This is a genomic window from Thermoleophilum album, assembly GCF_900108055.1.
Taxonomy (GTDB): Bacteria; Actinomycetota; Thermoleophilia; order Solirubrobacterales; family Thermoleophilaceae; genus Thermoleophilum; species Thermoleophilum album.
Genome location: NZ_FNWJ01000002.1, coordinates 277,141 through 292,364 on the forward strand (window position 1 = coordinate 277,141; position 15,224 = coordinate 292,364).

General features: G+C 69.9%; 14 protein-coding genes and 1 tRNA gene. 13 read left to right on the forward strand and 2 right to left on the reverse strand.

The features are described from left to right. On the forward strand, nucleotides 1-468 hold the full coding sequence (locus BLW41_RS07380) for an NYN domain-containing protein (protein ID WP_218138326.1): 468 nt from the start codon (nucleotides 1-3) through the stop codon (nucleotides 466-468). Between the two features lie 102 nt (nucleotides 469-570). Continuing rightward, complete coding sequence (locus BLW41_RS07385; RefSeq protein WP_143038651.1) at nucleotides 571-1,518, forward strand: hypothetical protein; 948 nt, start codon at nucleotides 571-573, stop codon at nucleotides 1,516-1,518. Between the two features lie 47 nt (nucleotides 1,519-1,565). Here BLW41_RS07385 and BLW41_RS07390 read toward each other — a convergent pair. Next, nucleotides 1,566-1,638, reverse strand: a tRNA-Met gene (locus tag BLW41_RS07390). Between the two features lie 23 nt (nucleotides 1,639-1,661). On the opposite strand from BLW41_RS07390, the gene BLW41_RS07395 reads away from it, so the two are divergent. The 9 genes from BLW41_RS07395 (at nucleotide 1,662) to BLW41_RS07435 (ending at nucleotide 11,254) form a co-directional block, all read left to right on the forward strand. Continuing rightward, complete coding sequence (locus BLW41_RS07395; protein ID WP_093117806.1) at nucleotides 1,662-2,543, forward strand: hypothetical protein; 882 nt, start codon at nucleotides 1,662-1,664, stop codon at nucleotides 2,541-2,543. A 55-nt stretch (nucleotides 2,544-2,598) separates the two neighbouring features. After that, complete coding sequence (locus BLW41_RS07400; RefSeq protein ID WP_093117808.1) at nucleotides 2,599-2,967, forward strand: hypothetical protein; 369 nt, start codon at nucleotides 2,599-2,601, stop codon at nucleotides 2,965-2,967. 10 nt (nucleotides 2,968-2,977) lie between these two features. Next, nucleotides 2,978-3,622 (forward strand): MBL fold metallo-hydrolase, encoded by a 645-nt coding sequence (locus tag BLW41_RS07405; protein WP_218138327.1) that lies wholly within the window; start codon nucleotides 2,978-2,980, stop codon nucleotides 3,620-3,622. A 1-nt stretch (nucleotide 3,623) separates the two neighbouring features. After that, nucleotides 3,624-4,895 (forward strand): histidine--tRNA ligase, encoded by a 1,272-nt coding sequence (gene hisS, locus BLW41_RS07410; RefSeq protein ID WP_093117812.1) that lies wholly within the window; start codon nucleotides 3,624-3,626, stop codon nucleotides 4,893-4,895. Beyond that, entirely contained in the window at nucleotides 4,892-6,688 is a 1,797-nt protein-coding gene (gene aspS, locus BLW41_RS07415; RefSeq protein WP_093117813.1) for an aspartate--tRNA ligase, read from the forward strand. Before hisS ends, aspS begins: the two co-directional genes overlap by 4 nt. A 307-nt stretch (nucleotides 6,689-6,995) precedes the next feature. Then, a complete protein-coding gene (gene mnmA / locus BLW41_RS07420; RefSeq protein ID WP_177169409.1) occupies nucleotides 6,996-8,480 on the forward strand; it encodes a tRNA 2-thiouridine(34) synthase MnmA in 1,485 nt (494 codons plus the stop codon). Continuing rightward, the gene (locus tag BLW41_RS07425) at nucleotides 8,477-8,950 is read left to right on the forward strand and encodes a hypothetical protein (protein WP_093117817.1); all 474 of its coding nucleotides are present in this window, start codon (nucleotides 8,477-8,479) and stop codon (nucleotides 8,948-8,950) included. Before mnmA ends, BLW41_RS07425 begins: the two co-directional genes overlap by 4 nt. Nucleotides 8,951-8,952: 2 nt before the next feature. After that, complete coding sequence (locus tag BLW41_RS07430) at nucleotides 8,953-9,681, forward strand: SigB/SigF/SigG family RNA polymerase sigma factor (RefSeq protein WP_093117819.1); 729 nt, start codon at nucleotides 8,953-8,955, stop codon at nucleotides 9,679-9,681. A 1-nt stretch (nucleotide 9,682) separates the two neighbouring features. Further along, nucleotides 9,683-11,254, forward strand: a complete 1,572-nt coding sequence (locus BLW41_RS07435) for an ABC transporter substrate-binding protein (protein ID WP_093117821.1) — start codon at nucleotides 9,683-9,685, stop codon at nucleotides 11,252-11,254. Here the strand turns inward: BLW41_RS07435 and BLW41_RS10965 are convergent. Continuing rightward, a complete protein-coding gene (locus tag BLW41_RS10965) occupies nucleotides 11,251-11,820 on the reverse strand; it encodes an HD-GYP domain-containing protein (protein WP_177169410.1) in 570 nt (189 codons plus the stop codon). The genes BLW41_RS07435 and BLW41_RS10965 overlap by 4 nt on opposite strands. A 363-nt stretch (nucleotides 11,821-12,183) precedes the next feature. Between BLW41_RS10965 and alaS the strand changes: the two genes are divergently transcribed. Together alaS and ruvX are read left to right on the forward strand one after the other, a co-directional pair. Continuing rightward, nucleotides 12,184-14,805, forward strand: a complete 2,622-nt coding sequence (alaS, locus tag BLW41_RS07445; RefSeq protein ID WP_093118885.1) for an alanine--tRNA ligase — start codon at nucleotides 12,184-12,186, stop codon at nucleotides 14,803-14,805. 3 nt (nucleotides 14,806-14,808) lie between these two features. Then, a complete protein-coding gene (ruvX, locus tag BLW41_RS07450; RefSeq protein WP_093118887.1) occupies nucleotides 14,809-15,198 on the forward strand; it encodes a Holliday junction resolvase RuvX in 390 nt (129 codons plus the stop codon). Nucleotides 15,199-15,224 lie beyond the last annotated feature (26 nt).

A 15,224-nucleotide genomic window follows, 5' to 3' on the forward strand; every position in this document is an offset into this window, starting at 1 on the left:
GTGGCTGGTCTAGCAGTAGCTCGAGCCGGCAACGCCGCGGGCATCGGTGCCGCCGGCTTCGCCCCGCGACTCTGCGGGTACGCTCGCCTTGTGCTGTGGCTGGTCGACGGCATGAACGTCGTGGCAGCAGGTCCCGCCGGATGGCAGCGTGATCGCGACCGCGCGATGGCCGAGCTGGTCGGTCGGCTCGAGCGCCTCGTCGCGGCCACTGGCGACGACGTTTGCGTCGTGTTCGAGCGGCCGCCGCGGCCGCCGCTGCGCTCGCCGCTCGTGGAGATCGTGCACGCGCGGCGAGCTGGACGCGACGCCGGTGACTTTGAGCTCGTTAAGCGCTTGCGGCGGGAGCGCAGCCCGCAGGGCGTGTGTGTCGTCACCTCCGACGCCTGGCTAGCCGACGCCGCGCGCGCGGTGGGAGCGGTCGTTGTCTCGGCGCAGAGCTTTCGCCGCAGGCTCGACCAGCTCGTCTGATACCCGCCGAGCGGCCCCGACTAGCCGAGCTGCCCCACCGCTAGCGGCGCTTCAGTGCGGCGATCGTGAGAGGATGGCGAGCTCGGTCCCGTGGTCGCGAAGATGCCGAAGCCGCTCATCATTGCTGCGTCAGTGCTCGCATTTGCGCTGACTGCGAGCGCTTTCACTGCCCTCCCCGCTCCCTCCGAGGGCCGGCGCTACGCCGCGGCTGCTGCGGCGGCGCGCGCGCAACCCGCTCGTTTCACGCCGCCGCCCGCACCCACCGGTCTCGACCCCAACCCCTGTATAGATCCGCTGCAGCGCAAGCGGCTGTACTGCCCGGATCTCGTGATGAAGCGACCGTTCGGGTTGTACGTCGACGCTCGCACGCAACCGGGGCGCCTGCTACTGCGGGCGGGCAACTCGATCGACAACATCGGTGCCGGGCCCGCTGAGCTGCACGGGGTGCGACGCAAGGCGAGCTGGATGGTCGCCTGGCAGCGGATCTATCGGCGTGACGGGGGCCGCGTGCGCGTTCGCACGCGCGCCTACCTCTACTTCAAGCGCGCCCACCTCGGCTTGCGCTGGTGGAAGGTGTGGCGGGCAGCGCGCTTCGAGCTCTGGCGACTCGACCAGCGTGGTAGAGCGACCGTGCGGGTGCGCGTCGGTCCCAAGGTCTCGTACTGCTTTCGCGACCTGCGACGCACCAGACCGTGGGTCATGCGCTCGCCCCAAACGCCCGTTTATCCGGCTTGCAGCACCGACCCGCAAGCACAGCGCGTGACGCTCGGGACGTCTCCGGGGTGGTCCGACATCTACCCGCCCACTTACCCCGAACAGTGGATCGACGTCACCGGCTTGCACGGCTGCTTCGCCTACGTGCACGTCGCTGACCCAGCGAACTCGATCTACGAGTCGAACGAGCGCAACAACCGCGCCGCCGTGGTCGTGCGCCTGCCCTACCGGTCAGGGCCGCAGGGATGCCCGAGGGCCAAGCTGCCAACACCCGAAGGGCCGTCAGCGCCCGAAGTGCCACCGCTCCCGCCCGATAACGGTGTCGACGCCTACTGACCGCGCGTCGAAGCGGTGGAACAGCGGCGAAGAGTGGGGGAGGGGAGTAGCTCCGGCAGGATTCGAACCTGCGACCTCTCCATTATGAGTGGAGCGCTCTAACCGCTGAGCTACGGAGCCGCGCGACCCCCAAGATTAGCCCCGTGTTGCTCGCCGTACCGAACGTCAGCGAAGGGCGCGATCGCCGCCTGCTCGGCGAACTAGCCGGTGCTTTCGAGCCGTGGCTGCTGCTTGACCTCCACGCCGATCCCGACCACAACCGGTCGGTGCTCTCGCTTGCCTCCCAAAAGGCCGATCAGCCGGCGGTAGAAGGGCTGCTTGCAGGCGTTCGCCGCTGTCTCGCCGCGATCGACCTGGCCAGCCACGAGGGCGTCCATCCGCGGGTTGGTGCGGTCGATGTCTTGCCGATCGTTTATCCCCGCGAGCAAGAGCGCTCGCGCGCGATCGCCCTGGCCCTGACCGTGGCGGCGCGGATCGGCGACGAGTTGACGCTGCCGGTGTTCCTGTACGGGGAGCTCGCCACCGATCCCGCTCACCGCGAACGCGCTGAACTGCGACGCGGCGGTCCCGAAGAACTCGGCAGGCGACTCGCCAGCGGCGAGCTGCGACCGGATTTCGGACCCGCCGTTCTCGACCCTCGTGCCGGCGCCTTGCTCGTCACCGCGCGCCCGCCGCTGGTGGCCTTCAACGTAGAGCTGCGCGATGGTGATCTCGCGCTGGCGCGCCGCGTGGCTGCCGAGCTGCGCGAGTCGGCAGGGGGACCGAGCGGTCTGCGAGCGATCGGCGTACCGTTGCCGTCGCGCGGCACCGTGCAGGTGTCGTTCAACGTGCACGACCCGCTGCGCGTGCCGCTCGCTGAGATCGTTGCCCTGGTGCGCCAGCGCGCCCCGGTCGCCAGCGCGGAGATCGTCGGTCTCGTTCCGGCGGCAGCGCTCGAAGGTTTCCCCGAGGACGTCCCGCTGCGTGACTTCGACCGCGACCGGCAGGTGCTCGAGCGAGCCCTCGCGCGGTTGCGCAAGAGCTGAGGTCGCAAAGTTCGCTCCGGCCCGCGGCGGGGGCCGCGATACGCTGCCGCCCGGAATGGGCGAGACGCGCAGACGGCGACGACGTAAACACCGTGGTACACCCGCCGGCACGGTCGAACGCAAGCGCGGCCAGCCGGCGGCCCGGCAGCGCACGCGGGGGCCCGGATACCGCCATCCGACCGACCGTCTCCTGCAGCCGCCCAGCTGGCGTCAATCGGCGACGCGCGCAGCGATCGCGGCCGTGATCGTCGCCGTCGTCTTCGTGGTGATCGGACGTCCACCGCTGGTCGCGGCAGGGCTCGCGGCTTTCATGTTCCTGATCTACGTGCCCCTGGGGTACGCCACCGATCGGGCGCTTTGGCGCTGGCGCGCGCGGCGGCTGGGAGCTGCCCGCCGCGGGCGCGATGGCCGCGGGAAGGGCTAGGCTCGCGGGCGTGGACGTACGCTGCTTCACTGTCGGCCCAGTCGCCGAGAACTGCTACCTGGTGCGTGAGAGCAGCGCGCCGGGGGCCCGCGCGTTGCTGGTGGACCCGGGCGATGAGCCTGATCGCCTCGCGCAAGCGATCGACAGCTTGCAGGCGCGCGTCGAGGCGATCCTCATCACGCACTGCCACTTCGACCACATCGGCGCCGTCGCCCCGATGGCGCGCAAGACTGGTGCGCCGGTGTGGGTTCCGGCCGGCGAGCAGCACGTGCTTGCGGACATCAACAGCTACGTTCCTTGGCCCGGGTTTGGCCCGTTCGAGAGCTGGCAGGCTGAGCACACAGTGGTGGGGGGAGAGAGGCTCGAGCTTGCGGGGCTCACGATCGAGGTGATCGCGACCCCTGGCCACAGCCCTGCGCACGTGAGCTACTGGATCGCCGACGAGCTCGCGCTCTTTTCGGGCGACGTGTTGTTCCGCGGGTCGGTCGGTCGCACCGACCTGCCCGGCGCCGACTGGAACACGCTGCTCGCGAGCATCCGCGCGTTGCTGGATCGTCTGCCCGGGGAGACGGTCGTCTACCCCGGGCACATGGGAATCACCACGCTCGAGCGGGAACGGCTGACGAACCCGTTCCTCGCCGAGATCGCGCGCTGACGTGCCGGGCGAGCGGCCACGGGCCCCGCGTGGGACCTTCGACGTCTTGCCCCCAGAGAGTGAGCGCCGCGAGCGCCTGCGCGCGCTCTGCGCGGAAGTGCTGGCGGGAGCCGGCTACCGCTACGTCGAGACGCCGGTGATCGAGCACACGGAACTGTTCGTCCGCGGCGTGGGGGAGGCGACCGACATCGTCCGCAAGGAGATGTTCACGTTCGCCGACAAGGGTGGCCGCTCCCTTACCCTCCGTCCCGAAAACACCGCGGGCATCTGCCGAGCCTATGTCGAACACGGCATGCACAAATGGCCGCAGCCGGTTCGTCTCTGGTACTGGGGCCCCTTCTTCCGCCACGAAGCACCGCAAGCGGGCCGCTACCGGCAGTTCACGCAGGTCGGCGCGGAAGCGCTGGGATCCGACGATCCGGCGCTCGACGCGGAACTGATCCTGCTGCTGCGGGAGATTCTCGAACGCGCCGGCGCACGGCACCTGCGACTGCGGCTCGCGAGCCTTGGCAGCCCCGCTACGCGGGCCGTCTACGCCGAGGAGCTGCGCCAGTACTTGAAGCAGCGCGAGCAGCTGCTGGCCCCAGAGGTGCGCGAACGGATCGACAAGAACCCGCTGCGCGCCTTCGATTCCGATCACCCGAGCACGCGGGCGGTGATGGCTCAGGCGCCGCGGCTGCTCGACCGGCTGGACGCCGATGATCGCGAGCACTTCGCCTGCGTGCGGGCACTACTCGATGCCGTCGGCGTCGAGTACGAGGTCGATCCGACGCTCGTGCGCGGGCTCGACTATTACACGCGCACCGTGTTCGAGTTCGAGTCACAAGCGCTCGGCGCGCAGCGAGGGGTCGGCGGCGGCGGCCGCTACGACCGCTTGATCGAGGAGCTCGGGGGGCCGCCCACCGCCGCCTGCGGCTGGGCGGCTGGGGTCGAGCGGATCCTGCTGGCGGCCGGCGATCAGCCGGCGAGCGAAAGCCATGTGGACGTTCTGGTCGCAACGGTCGACGCGGCGCGGGCGGCGCGCGCCCTGACGCTGGCGCGCGAGCTGCGCTCGCTGGGCCTACGTGTCGAGCTCGGCGATTCACGGCGAGCGTTGCGCCGGCAGTTGCGTCACGCTGACCGCCTCGGTGCGCGAGCGGCGGTAATCGTTGGTGACGACCTCCAGCTCAAACGCCTCGCCGATGGCAGCCAGGTGGCGATCGGCGGGGCCGCGGAGGTCGTCGAGATCCTGCGAACGCAGGACCCGTCGCAGGTCGGTCAGGAGGCGTCGTGACCGAGCCGCGCGGGAACCGCTTCCGCGACTGCTGGGCGGGCGAGCTGCGCCGTGCCGACGCGGGACGGACGGTGCGGCTCGCGGGCTGGGTCCATCGCCGCCGTGATCACGGCGGGGTGGTGTTCTGCGATCTCCGCGACCGCAGCGGGATCGTTCAGCTGGTCTTTCGTCCCGAGGAAGCGCCGGACGTGCACGAGGCCGCACGCCGGCTGCGGGCGGAGGATGTGATCACGGTCCGCGGGTCCGTCGTCGAACGCACCCCCGAGACCGTGAATCCCGATCTCGCGACCGGAGAGATCGAGGTAGTCGTCGAGCAGCTCGAGCGCCTAGCGGCGTCCGAGACACCACCCTTTCCGATCGACGAGCCGCGCCAGCTTGGCGAGGAGACGCGGTTGCGGTACCGCTTCCTCGACCTGCGTCGCGACGCGATGCGTGAGGCACTGCTGCTGCGCGACCGGGTTTACCGCGAAATCCGTGACCAACTTGCCGAGGACGGTTTCGTCGAGGTCGAGACGCCACTCCTGACCCGCTCGACTCCAGAGGGGGCGCGCGACTTCTTGGTGCCCGCGCGCCTGCGACCCGGCACCTTCTACGCGCTGCCCCAATCGCCGCAGCTCTTCAAGCAGCTGCTGATGATCGCCGGCTACGAGCGCTACTTCCAAATCGCCCGCTGCTTCCGGGACGAGGACCTGCGCGCCGACCGTCAGCCGGAGTTCACGCAGCTCGACATCGAGATGTCGTTCGTGGACGAGGACGACGTGATCGAGCTCTGCGATCGCTTGATCGCTCGCCTGCTCGCGCTCGGCGGGATCGAAGTGCAATTGCCAATCGAGCGGGTGCGCTACGACGACCTGCTGCTGCGCTACGGATCGGATCGCGCCGACCGCCGGATCGGTCGCGAGATTCACGACCTCAGCGACGTCTTCCGGTCCAGCGGCTTCAGGGTGTTCGCCGAGACGCTCGCCAAGGGCGGCTGCGTGCGTGGTTTCGCCTGCAGCGGAGAGTTCCCGCGACGTCGCTTCGACGAGCTGACAGAGCGCGCGCGCGAGCTGGGGGCCGCCGGCCTCGTTTGGGGACAGGTCGAGGAGGGCGGCACCTGGCGCTCACCGGTCGCGAAGTTCCTGACCGCAGAAGAGATGCGCACGGCCGTTGAAAAACTGGGGGCGCGGGTCGGTGACGCCTTGTTGCTGGTGGCCGACGCTCCCGCCCGCGCCGCTGCGGTACTCGGGACGTTGCGGGTCGAGGCGGCGCCGGTCGAGCCGCAGGGTCACGACGTCTACTGGGTGGTTGATTTCCCGATGTTCGAGTGGAACGAGGAGGAGCAGCGGCTCGATCCGCTGCACCATCCCTTCACCGCGCCGACCGGCGATCTGGCTGGCGATCCGACGAGCTGGCGAAGCCGCGCCTACGACCTCGTGGTCGACGGTTGGGAGCTCGGGGGCGGTTCGATCCGCATCAGCGATTACGATCTCCAGCTACGAGTGTTGGCGGCGCTCGGGATCGACCAGCGAGAGGCCCACGAGAAGTTCGGCTTTTTGCTCGAAGCGCTGCGTTACGGAGCGCCGCCGCACGGCGGCATCGCCTTCGGCCTTGACCGACTCGTCGCCCTACTCGCGGGTCGCGATTCGATCCGCGATGTGATCGCCTTCCCCAAATCCGCGAGCGGCGCAGATCCCTTGACCGGTGCGCCAGCACCGGTCTCGCCGCGACAGCTCGAAGAGCTGGGTATCCGCCTGGCGCCGGGCGTCGCCGCTGCTGACGAGCGATTTGCGGTGCGCGAGCGCCGCTGCTAGCCTCGGCCGCGCCCGAGCCTGTACGCCAGCCGGTTTTCGTTAGCGCGGTTGAGCCAACACCACGGGTCGTCAGGGAGTCGGCTCGCCGACGCCAGGCTCAGTGAGCCCAGCAGCCGAGGCGGCGACTCCCGATCGTGTCGATCAAGGCCCAACACCCGCACCGGCAGCGGCAGGCTGGGGCGTTTTGTGCAGTGGGCTGACGCTGATCTGTGCCGGGACGGGACCGTGACTTGTGCGGAAGCGATCGCAATGGGGCGCAAATCCGGGGGTTTCGCCGACTCTTCGGCGCGGCCTAACCTTGACGACGGTGTCCGCCGATCGAGCCGCTCCCGCGCGCGCCTCTAGCCCGCAGGCGCGCGAACAGTTCGAGCAACTCCTGACTGCGTGCAGGGGCGATGGCGCGCTGGTCGAGTGGCCGCACGCGGGCATCGCGGGCGGAGCGCCGTGCGGGGATCTCGTGCGAATCGCGGTTCGCTGCGCCGGCGAGACGGTCGAGGAGGTCGGGTTCACGGCCAGCGGTTGCGGGGCCGCTCGAGCGTGCGCTGCCGCCACCGTCGAACTCGCCGAGGGGCGTCCGTTGCTCGAGGTCGCGAAGCTCGGGGCTAGTGACATCGCGGCGTACGTCGGGGGTCTCAGCCCCGGCAAGTGGCACGGTGCTGCGCTTGCCGCCGATGCCTTGCACCGGGCGCTCGGCATGGCGTTGGCGGCCGGCGCGGTCGCGCACCCGCAGCGCAGCGGGCGGGTGGTGGTCGCCTTCTCCGGCGGTGTCGACAGCACCGTCGCCGCCTACTTGGCAGCGCAGAGCGGAAAAGAGGTGGTGGCGGTGACGCTCGAATTGTGGGCCGACCCGGCCACCGACCCGGAGCGCAGCTGCTGCTCGCCCCGCGCCGTGCTGCGCGCACGAGGCCTTGCGCACACGCTCGGGCTACCACACTTCACGCTCGACCTGCGGCAGCGCTTCAGCGCGCAAGTGGTGTCCCCGTTCTTGCGTCTCCACGACGCCGGTCGCACGCCCAACCCGTGCGTCGTCTGCAACGGGCAGGTGCGTTTCGATGCCCTGATCGCGGCGACTCACGCGCTCGGCGCGGAGCGACTGCTGACCGGTCACTACGCGCGCCTCGCCGACGATGGCGAAGGGCTCTTGTTGCGTCGCGCCAGCGATCCCTGCAAGGACCAGTCGTACATGCTGGCGCGGCTCGAGCCCGCGCTTCTCGAGCGGCTCGAGTTCCCGCTCGGGAGTCTCGAGAAAACGCAGGTGCGGGAGATCGCGCGCGCCGCTGCGCTACCGGTGGCAGAGCGACCGGAGAGCCAGGACCTCTGCTTCGTAGCCGGGCTCGGCACGCGCTCCTTTCTGCGTCGCCACGCCGCCAGCAGCTTGCGTCGCGGAAAGTTCGTTACGCGCGACGGGCGTGAGGTTGGCGAACACGACGGTCACCAGCTTTACACCGTGGGGCAGCGGCGAGGGCTCGGCGTGGCGATGGGGTACCCCGCCTACGTCGTAGCCAAGGACCCACAGCGCAACCGCGTGGTTCTCGGCACCCGCGATGAGCTTTGGGCGCGCCGCGTCTATCTCGACCGTGATCTGATCCTCCACCGCGCCCCCCAGCGGGTGCGGGCAGTGCAGTTGCGCTACCGGCAGCGCCCCCTGCCCTGTGTGCTCGTCGAAGACGAGGATCGGGCTTGGCTGGAGCTCGCCCAGCCAGCGCTCGCCCCCGCCCCCGGTCAGACGGCGTGCTTGCTTGACGGTGAGCTGGTCGTCGGCGCCGCGACGATTGCCGGCTGGGAGAAGTGATCTTGGTCGGGGCAGCTTCCGTGCGTACCGGCAGTGCTGGTGGTCGCGAGCGCGTGCAGCTGGTTGCCGCTTTTGCCCGCCAAGACGACCCGATGCTGCGGATGCTCGTCGGCGCGATAGCCGCTCGAGCGGACCTCACACTGGCCGCTATCGACGACCTTCAGCTTGCGCTGGAGACGGTGCTGGCGACGGTCGACGACAGCGCACAGCTGGAGCTCGACTTCGTGCTCGACGGCGAACGGCTGAGCGTACGCGTCGCGCCCTTGCCAGCCCGTATCGAACCGCTTTTGGCTGGTGACGCCGCAACAACGCCGGGTCTCGGCGAGGACCGTGCGCCGGGCGCCGAGGATCGTCCCTACGTGCCCTCGCTCGCCGAGGTGCTCACGACGCTCGCCGACGGCTGTCGTGTGGAGCGCGCACGTGAGGGTCTCGCAGTTACGCTGGAGAAGCGGCGGCTGAGGGGCGGCTAGGGATGGCAGCGGGGGCTCCAGACCTCGAGCTCCTGCGGCGTTACCACGAGCGCGGCGATCGCCGAGCGCGCGAGGAGTTGATCCGCCGGCACCTGCCGCTGGTACGGGCCCTCGCACGACGCTACGCAGGGCGCGGGGAGCCGGTCGAAGACATCGAGCAGGTCGGCGCGATTGGGCTTATCAAGGCGATTGACCGCTTCGAGTTGTCGCGCGGCGTCTCGCTCGCGACGTTCGCGACCCCGACTGTCCTGGGCGAGATCCGGCGCCACTTCCGCGATCGCGGCTGGGCGGTGCGGGTACCGCGCGCTCTCCAGGAGCTGCATGCCGCAGTGACTGCCGCGGTTGATCGGCTTGGTGCTCGCTTAGGTCGCTCGCCGAGCGTGCTTGAGCTCGCTCGCGAGGTCGGCGCGACCGTCGAGGAGGTGATCGAGGCGCTGGAGCTCGGCTCCGCCTACGCACCGGCGTCGCTCGACCAAGGAAGCGAAGAACAGGAGACCGACGCGCTGGAGATGCTCGGTCACGACGAGCCTGGCTACGCGCGTTCGGAGATGCGGGCGACGATCGAGCCGGCACTGCGCCGCCTGCCGCGTCGCGAGCGTGACATCCTGCGGATGCGCTTCGGCCTCGGCCTCTCGCAGGCCGAGATCGCGCGTCATGTAGGACTTTCCCAGATGCACGTCTCGCGGTTGATAAGGCGCGCCCTGGCGGCGATGCGCGAGGAGATCGGCTGAGGTGGAGCCGGCACGCCGCCGCGCTGGTTGCGCGGCGCTGCTCATCGCCACGCTGCTCGTCGGCGGTTGCGGCGACGGCGAGCGCCGGGTCGGCTCCGCCCTCAGTGGCGGTTCGGCGGAGGTTGCGCTGTCGGCCCCGGTGCGCGAGTTCGACCCCGCGCGTCTGCGCTCGAGAACTCTCCTAGAGCTGGCCGCCGCCGCTTACGCGCCGCTCTATCGACGCGTCGACGGGGACGGCGGGGTGCAGCTCGAGCCCGTGCTGGCGCGCTCGCTGCCAAAGACCAGCGACGATCGACGCACGCTGGTGATCGAGCTGAGGCCCGGCCTGCGCTTTGCCGACGGTCGACCGCTACGGGCGCGCGACGCGGCCGCAACGATCGAGCGGTTGGTGCGCTTCGGCGGCGAACGTGCGCGGGCATTCTCGGCGATCGACGGCTGGGGCGCCTTCGCGCGCGGTAAAGTCCGTCGCCTGCGCGGCGTAAGTGCCCGCGGGCTGCGTCTGCAATTGAGGCTGCGTCACCCCGACGTGACGCTGCCTTGGGTACTAGCTGAGCCGTGGTCCGGGATCGTCCCGGCCGCTACCGACGCCCGCGGCTCGCGCACGCAGCCGCCGTCGGCGAGTGGCCTCTACGCCGCGTTCCTGCGCCGGCAGCGTGGTGGATCGCTGGTTTTGGTGCGGCGGCGCCGGCTTCAGCTCAAGCCGCTAGGACCGGGATACCTCGACCGTATCGAGGCGTCGGCGGTATCCGGCGACGCCCTGAACTTGGCGTTGCGGGATCGCGTCGACGTGGTCGAGCGGCGAGCGGACCGCGAGCGCATACCGATCCTCAGGTCCACCTACGCGGACCGCTATCGGGACGTGCCGACGCGGGCCGTCGCTTACCTGTTCCTGAACCCGCGGTTGTGGCCGTTCGGCGACCGCCGGGTGCGGCGAGCTGTAGCGCTCGCTCTCGATTACGCCAAGATCCGGCGGCTCGCGCTCGGTTTCCTGGACGGCTCTTGCGATCCGCTGCCAGAGGGAGTGCTGGGGCATCGCGGCGATGGCTTCTGCGCCCGGGGTGCCCGGGGCGGCGCGCCGCGCCCCGACGACGCTCAGCGGATACTGGCCGATGCCGGCGTGCTCGGTGCGCCGGTGACGGTCTGGGCGGAGCGCTCCGCGGTCACTTTCGCCGTCGCCCGTGAATATGCGCGCACGCTCAACGAGCTCGGTTTCCGCGTGCGGCTGCGGTTGCTCGGGGCGGCCTCCTTCCGGCGCGCACTGCCGCGGCTTTGGACGCGCGCGCAGACCGGGCTAGCGGTGGTCGATCCGCAGCTTGTGCACCCGTACGCGTACCTCGCGCAATTACGCCTGCTCGATCCGGTGGCGCGTCGTGAGCTCGCTGTGCTGAGGCGCCAAGCCGACGATGCCGAGCCCTGGCAGGGGCTGTTCGACCGCGTGCTCGGTGAGGGATGGGTGGTGCCGCTGGGGACGCTCCGCTCACCGCTCCTTCTTTCGCGCCGCATCGACGTCGACGCTTGCCTTCGCGTCGACCCGCTCGACGGGCTCGACTATGCCCGTCTCTGTTTGCGCTAGTGCGGCTCAGCGAGATCGCTTCGACGCCTTCGCTGGCGCCGCACGATGGCGGTCAGTGCGTCGACGACCTGCGGATCGAACTGCGTGCCGGCGCTGCGGTGCAGCTCGGCGAGCGCCAGCGCCTCCGGCCAGGGGCGACGGTAGGCGCGCCGACTGGTCATCGCGTCGTAGGCGTCGCAGACGAAGACGATGCGCGCCTCGATCGGGATCTCCTCGCCAGCGAGGCCGAGCGGGTAGCCGCGACCGTCGAAACGCTCGTGGCTGGCGCGCACGATCGCCGCGATCTCGGCGAGCTCGGGGTCGGTGCCGACGATGATCGCCGCGCCGCTCAGGGTGTGGCGCTTGACGAGCTCGAACTCGCGAGGGGTCAACGGTCCTGGTTTGTCGAGGATCTCCGTCGGCACGACGATCTTGCCGACGTCGTGGAGCAGCGCCGCCAACGCGACCCGTTCGCGCACCGCCTCCGGGAGTCCGCACTCCTCGGCCACCGCACAGGCAATTTCCACGACCGACGTCGAGTGCTCGGCGGTGTAGGCGTGTTCGTCCTCGAGCAGCGCCGCAAGCATGCGGGCGTTCCGCCAGGCTCGCTCGTCAAGCCTGTGGCCGGGTGAGCTGGTAACGCGCCGCGGCGGCGGCGCGTCCTTATCGGCGAGGGACCGCGTGTTCGCAGAGGGGCGCGAGTGCCTCGCGTTTCTACTACCGGCGGCGATCTCTCGCAGCCGGGCCAGCAGGCGGTGGTAGCTGCCGCGTCTCGCCTGCGCGGCGCAGATCACTTCGGTTGCGGCGACGCCTTGCGCAGAGGTCATGTCGGCAATCGTCCGCGGCCGCGCCGCCGGCGACCAAGGTTGCGCAAAAAGGCTGCAGTTTCGAGCCGAAAAATGGGCGCCTGCGCGGCAGTTTTCGTTGCGACCACGCTTAGACTGCGGGCGATGCGCGCCGAGCAGATCCGCGAGACCTTCCTCGAGTTCTTCGAGCGGCGCGGGCATCGGCGACTCGAGTCCGCCTCGCTGGTGCCCTCCGTTTACGACCCCTCGGTCCTTCTGACGACCGCCGGTATGCAGCCGCTGAAGCCGTACTTCCGGGGCGAGGAGGAGCCCCCGGCGCGCCGTCTCACCTCGTGTCAGCGCTGCTTCCGCACGACCGACATCGACAACGTTGGGCGCACCGCGCGCCACCTGACGTTCTTCGAGATGCTCGGCAACTTCTCGATCGGCGACTACTTCAAGCGCGAGGCGATCGAGTACGCGTACGAGCTTTCGACCGAGGGTTTCGGATTCGATCCGGAGCGCATCTGGATCACCGTCTTCGGGGGCGATCCCGCCCTTGGGTTGGGTCCCGACGAGGAGGCGATCGAGTACTGGCGGGGGGTTGGGATTCCCGAGGACCGGATCGTTCGCCTCGGCCGTGACGACAACTTCTGGCAGGCGGGACCGACCGGACCCTGCGGACCCTGCTCCGAGCTCTACTACGACCGCGGGCCGCAGTACGGCGCCGACTCCGAGCGGCCGGGCGACGACACCGACCGCTTTTTGGAGTTCTGGAACCTCGTCTTCATGCAGTACGAGCTGCATCCCGGCGATCGGCTGAGCGAGCTACCGCAGCGCAACATCGACACCGGTGCCGGTCTCGAGCGGCTGGCGGCGCTGTTGCAAGGGGTTCCGTCGGTCTTCGAAAGCGACCTCTTCCGGCCACTTGTCGAGCTCGGCGAGGAGCTATCCGGGCGTCGGTACGGGGAGGATTTCAGGGTTACGCGGGCCCTGCGCATAATCGCCGACCATGGCCGCGGCGCCACCTTCCTGCTCGCCGACGGCGTCGTGCCGTCGAACGAGGAGCGCGGCTATGTGCTGCGCCGGATCATGCGCCGGACGGTGCTGCAGGGGCGCGTGCTGGGGATCGATCGGCCACTGCTCGAGCCGCTCTACGAGCGCGTGATCGAGACGATGAGTGGCGCCTGGCCCTACCTGCGCGACGAGCGTTCGACGATTCTGCGCTGGGCGCGCACCGAAGAGCAGAACTTCGCCCGCACGATCGAGCAGGGCCGCGACCTGCTCGAGGAGCTGATCGCGCGCGCGAAGCGCGAGGGTGCGAGCGAGATCGACCCCGAAGACGCTTTTCGCTTGCACGACACCTTCGGCTTTCCGTTTGAGCTGACGCGCGAGCTGTTGGCCGAGGAGGGGTTGAGCGTCGACGAGCAAGCCGTCAAACGCCTAATGGAGCGTGCCCGCGAAGTCGCGCGGCGCGGCGCGAGCAAGGCCGGTACGGCGGCGGAGCGTCGGGAGCGGGCCGCCGAGTTGGCGCGTGCCAGCGGCGCGGCGAGCCGCTTCGTCGGTTACGAGCGTCTGGCGACCGACACCAAGGTCTTGGGGAGCGCCGACCACGACGGCCAGCTGCTGGTCAAACTCGCCGAAAGCCCCTTTTACCCCGAGGGTGGCGGCCAGGTTTCGGACACCGGGCTGCTGGAGGGTGAATGGGGGAGAGCGCGCGTGCTCGACGCGATCCGCCTGCCCGACGATCAGGTGCTGGTCTGCGAACTGCTCGAGGGGAAGCCACCGAGCGTCGGGGCGGAGGTGCACGCGCAAGTCGACGAGGAGCGCCGGCGGCGCACGATGCGTAACCACACGGCGACCCACCTGCTGCACGCCGCCCTCCGCCGGCAGCTCGGAAGCCACGTTCGTCAGGCTGGCTCGTACGTCGGTCCCGACAAGCTGCGCTTCGACTTCACCCACGGCAAGCGTCTGGGGCGGGACGAGGCGGAGGAGATCCAGGGACTCGTGAACGCCTGGGTCGAGCAGCGCCTGCCCGTTCGCGCCTTCGAGACGACGCGTGAGGAGGCGAACCGGCTCGGCGCGATCGCGCTGTTCGGCGAGAAGTACGGCGATTGGGTGCGCGTCGTCGAGATCGACGACGTCTCGCGCGAACTGTGCGGGGGTACGCACGTCGCGTCGAGTGCCGAGATCGGTCTTTTCGAGATCGAGGCTGAGACCTCGAGTGCCAGCAACGTACGACGGATCGAGGCGGTCACGGGTCCCGCGGCGGCCGCCCTGTTCGCGCGACGGAGCGCGACGCTGGCGCGACTTAGCGAGCTGTTGCGGGTGCCCGAGCAGGAGCTTGTCTCGGCAGTCGAACGGCTGCAACGAGAGCTCAAGGAAGCCCGCAAGCGTGCGCAGTCGGGCGACGGAAGGGCCCAAGCCGAACGCATCGTGGCGTCGGCCCAACGGCGCGACGGCACCGCTGTCGTCGTCGAGGCGGTAGAGGGCCTAGAGCCACGTGCACTCGTCGACCTCGCCGACGCCGTGCGTCAAAAGCTGGGGAGGGCGGTGGTGCTACTCGCGACCACGGTCGAGGGGCGGGCCCATCTGGTCGCGAGCGTCGCTCCGGAGCTGGTCGACGTAGGCCTGCGTGCCGATCAGCTGGTGCGCGAGGCAGCCGCGGCGATCGGCGGCGGCGGTGGCGGTCGACCGACAATGGCACAAGCTGGTGCCAGAGACGCGGCCCGTCTTGCCGAGGCGCTCGAACAAGGACGTGCCGTGATCGAGCGCGCGCTGAGCTGAGTGGTGCGCGTGCTAGCGATCGATCCCGGCGAGGTGCGTTGTGGTCTCGCGATCTCGGACCCGTCGGGCACGCTTGCTCAGCCGCTCGCGGCGATACCAGCGCGTCCGCTAGCGGCGGCGCTCGCGACGATTGCCAGGATCGTCGCGGAGCGCGACGTCGGCAAAGTGGTCGTCGGTCTGCCCTTGACTCCCTCCGGTGAGCGGGGCGAGCAAGCCAGTCGAGCAGCCGCTTTTGCCCGCCAGTTGGCGTCGGTAGTTGCGGTTCCGGTGGAGCTCTACGACGAACGTCTGACGACTCGTATCGCCGAGCGCCGAGGGGGGCGAGCACCCACTGATGCGCGGGCTGCGGCGGTGCTGCTGGACGACTGGCTGGCGCGGGAGCAGCGGGGTTGAGCGTGCGAACAGGCCGCAGGCGTGCC

Excerpts from the sequence above, each read along its gene's own strand:
- BLW41_RS07385 (WP_143038651.1), top strand. The coding sequence starts at position 571 with ATGCCGAAGCCGCTCATCATTGCTGCGTCAGTGCTCGCATTTGCGCTG.
- BLW41_RS07400 (WP_093117808.1), top strand. The coding sequence starts at position 2,599 with ATGGGCGAGACGCGCAGACGGCGACGACGTAAACACCGTGGTACACCC.
- BLW41_RS07430 (WP_093117819.1), top strand. The coding sequence starts at position 8,953 with ATGGCAGCGGGGGCTCCAGACCTCGAGCTCCTGCGGCGTTACCACGAG.
- BLW41_RS10965 (WP_177169410.1), bottom strand. The coding sequence starts at position 11,820 with ATGCTTGCGGCGCTGCTCGAGGACGAACACGCCTACACCGCCGAGCAC.
- alaS (WP_093118885.1), top strand. The coding sequence starts at position 12,184 with ATGCGCGCCGAGCAGATCCGCGAGACCTTCCTCGAGTTCTTCGAGCGG.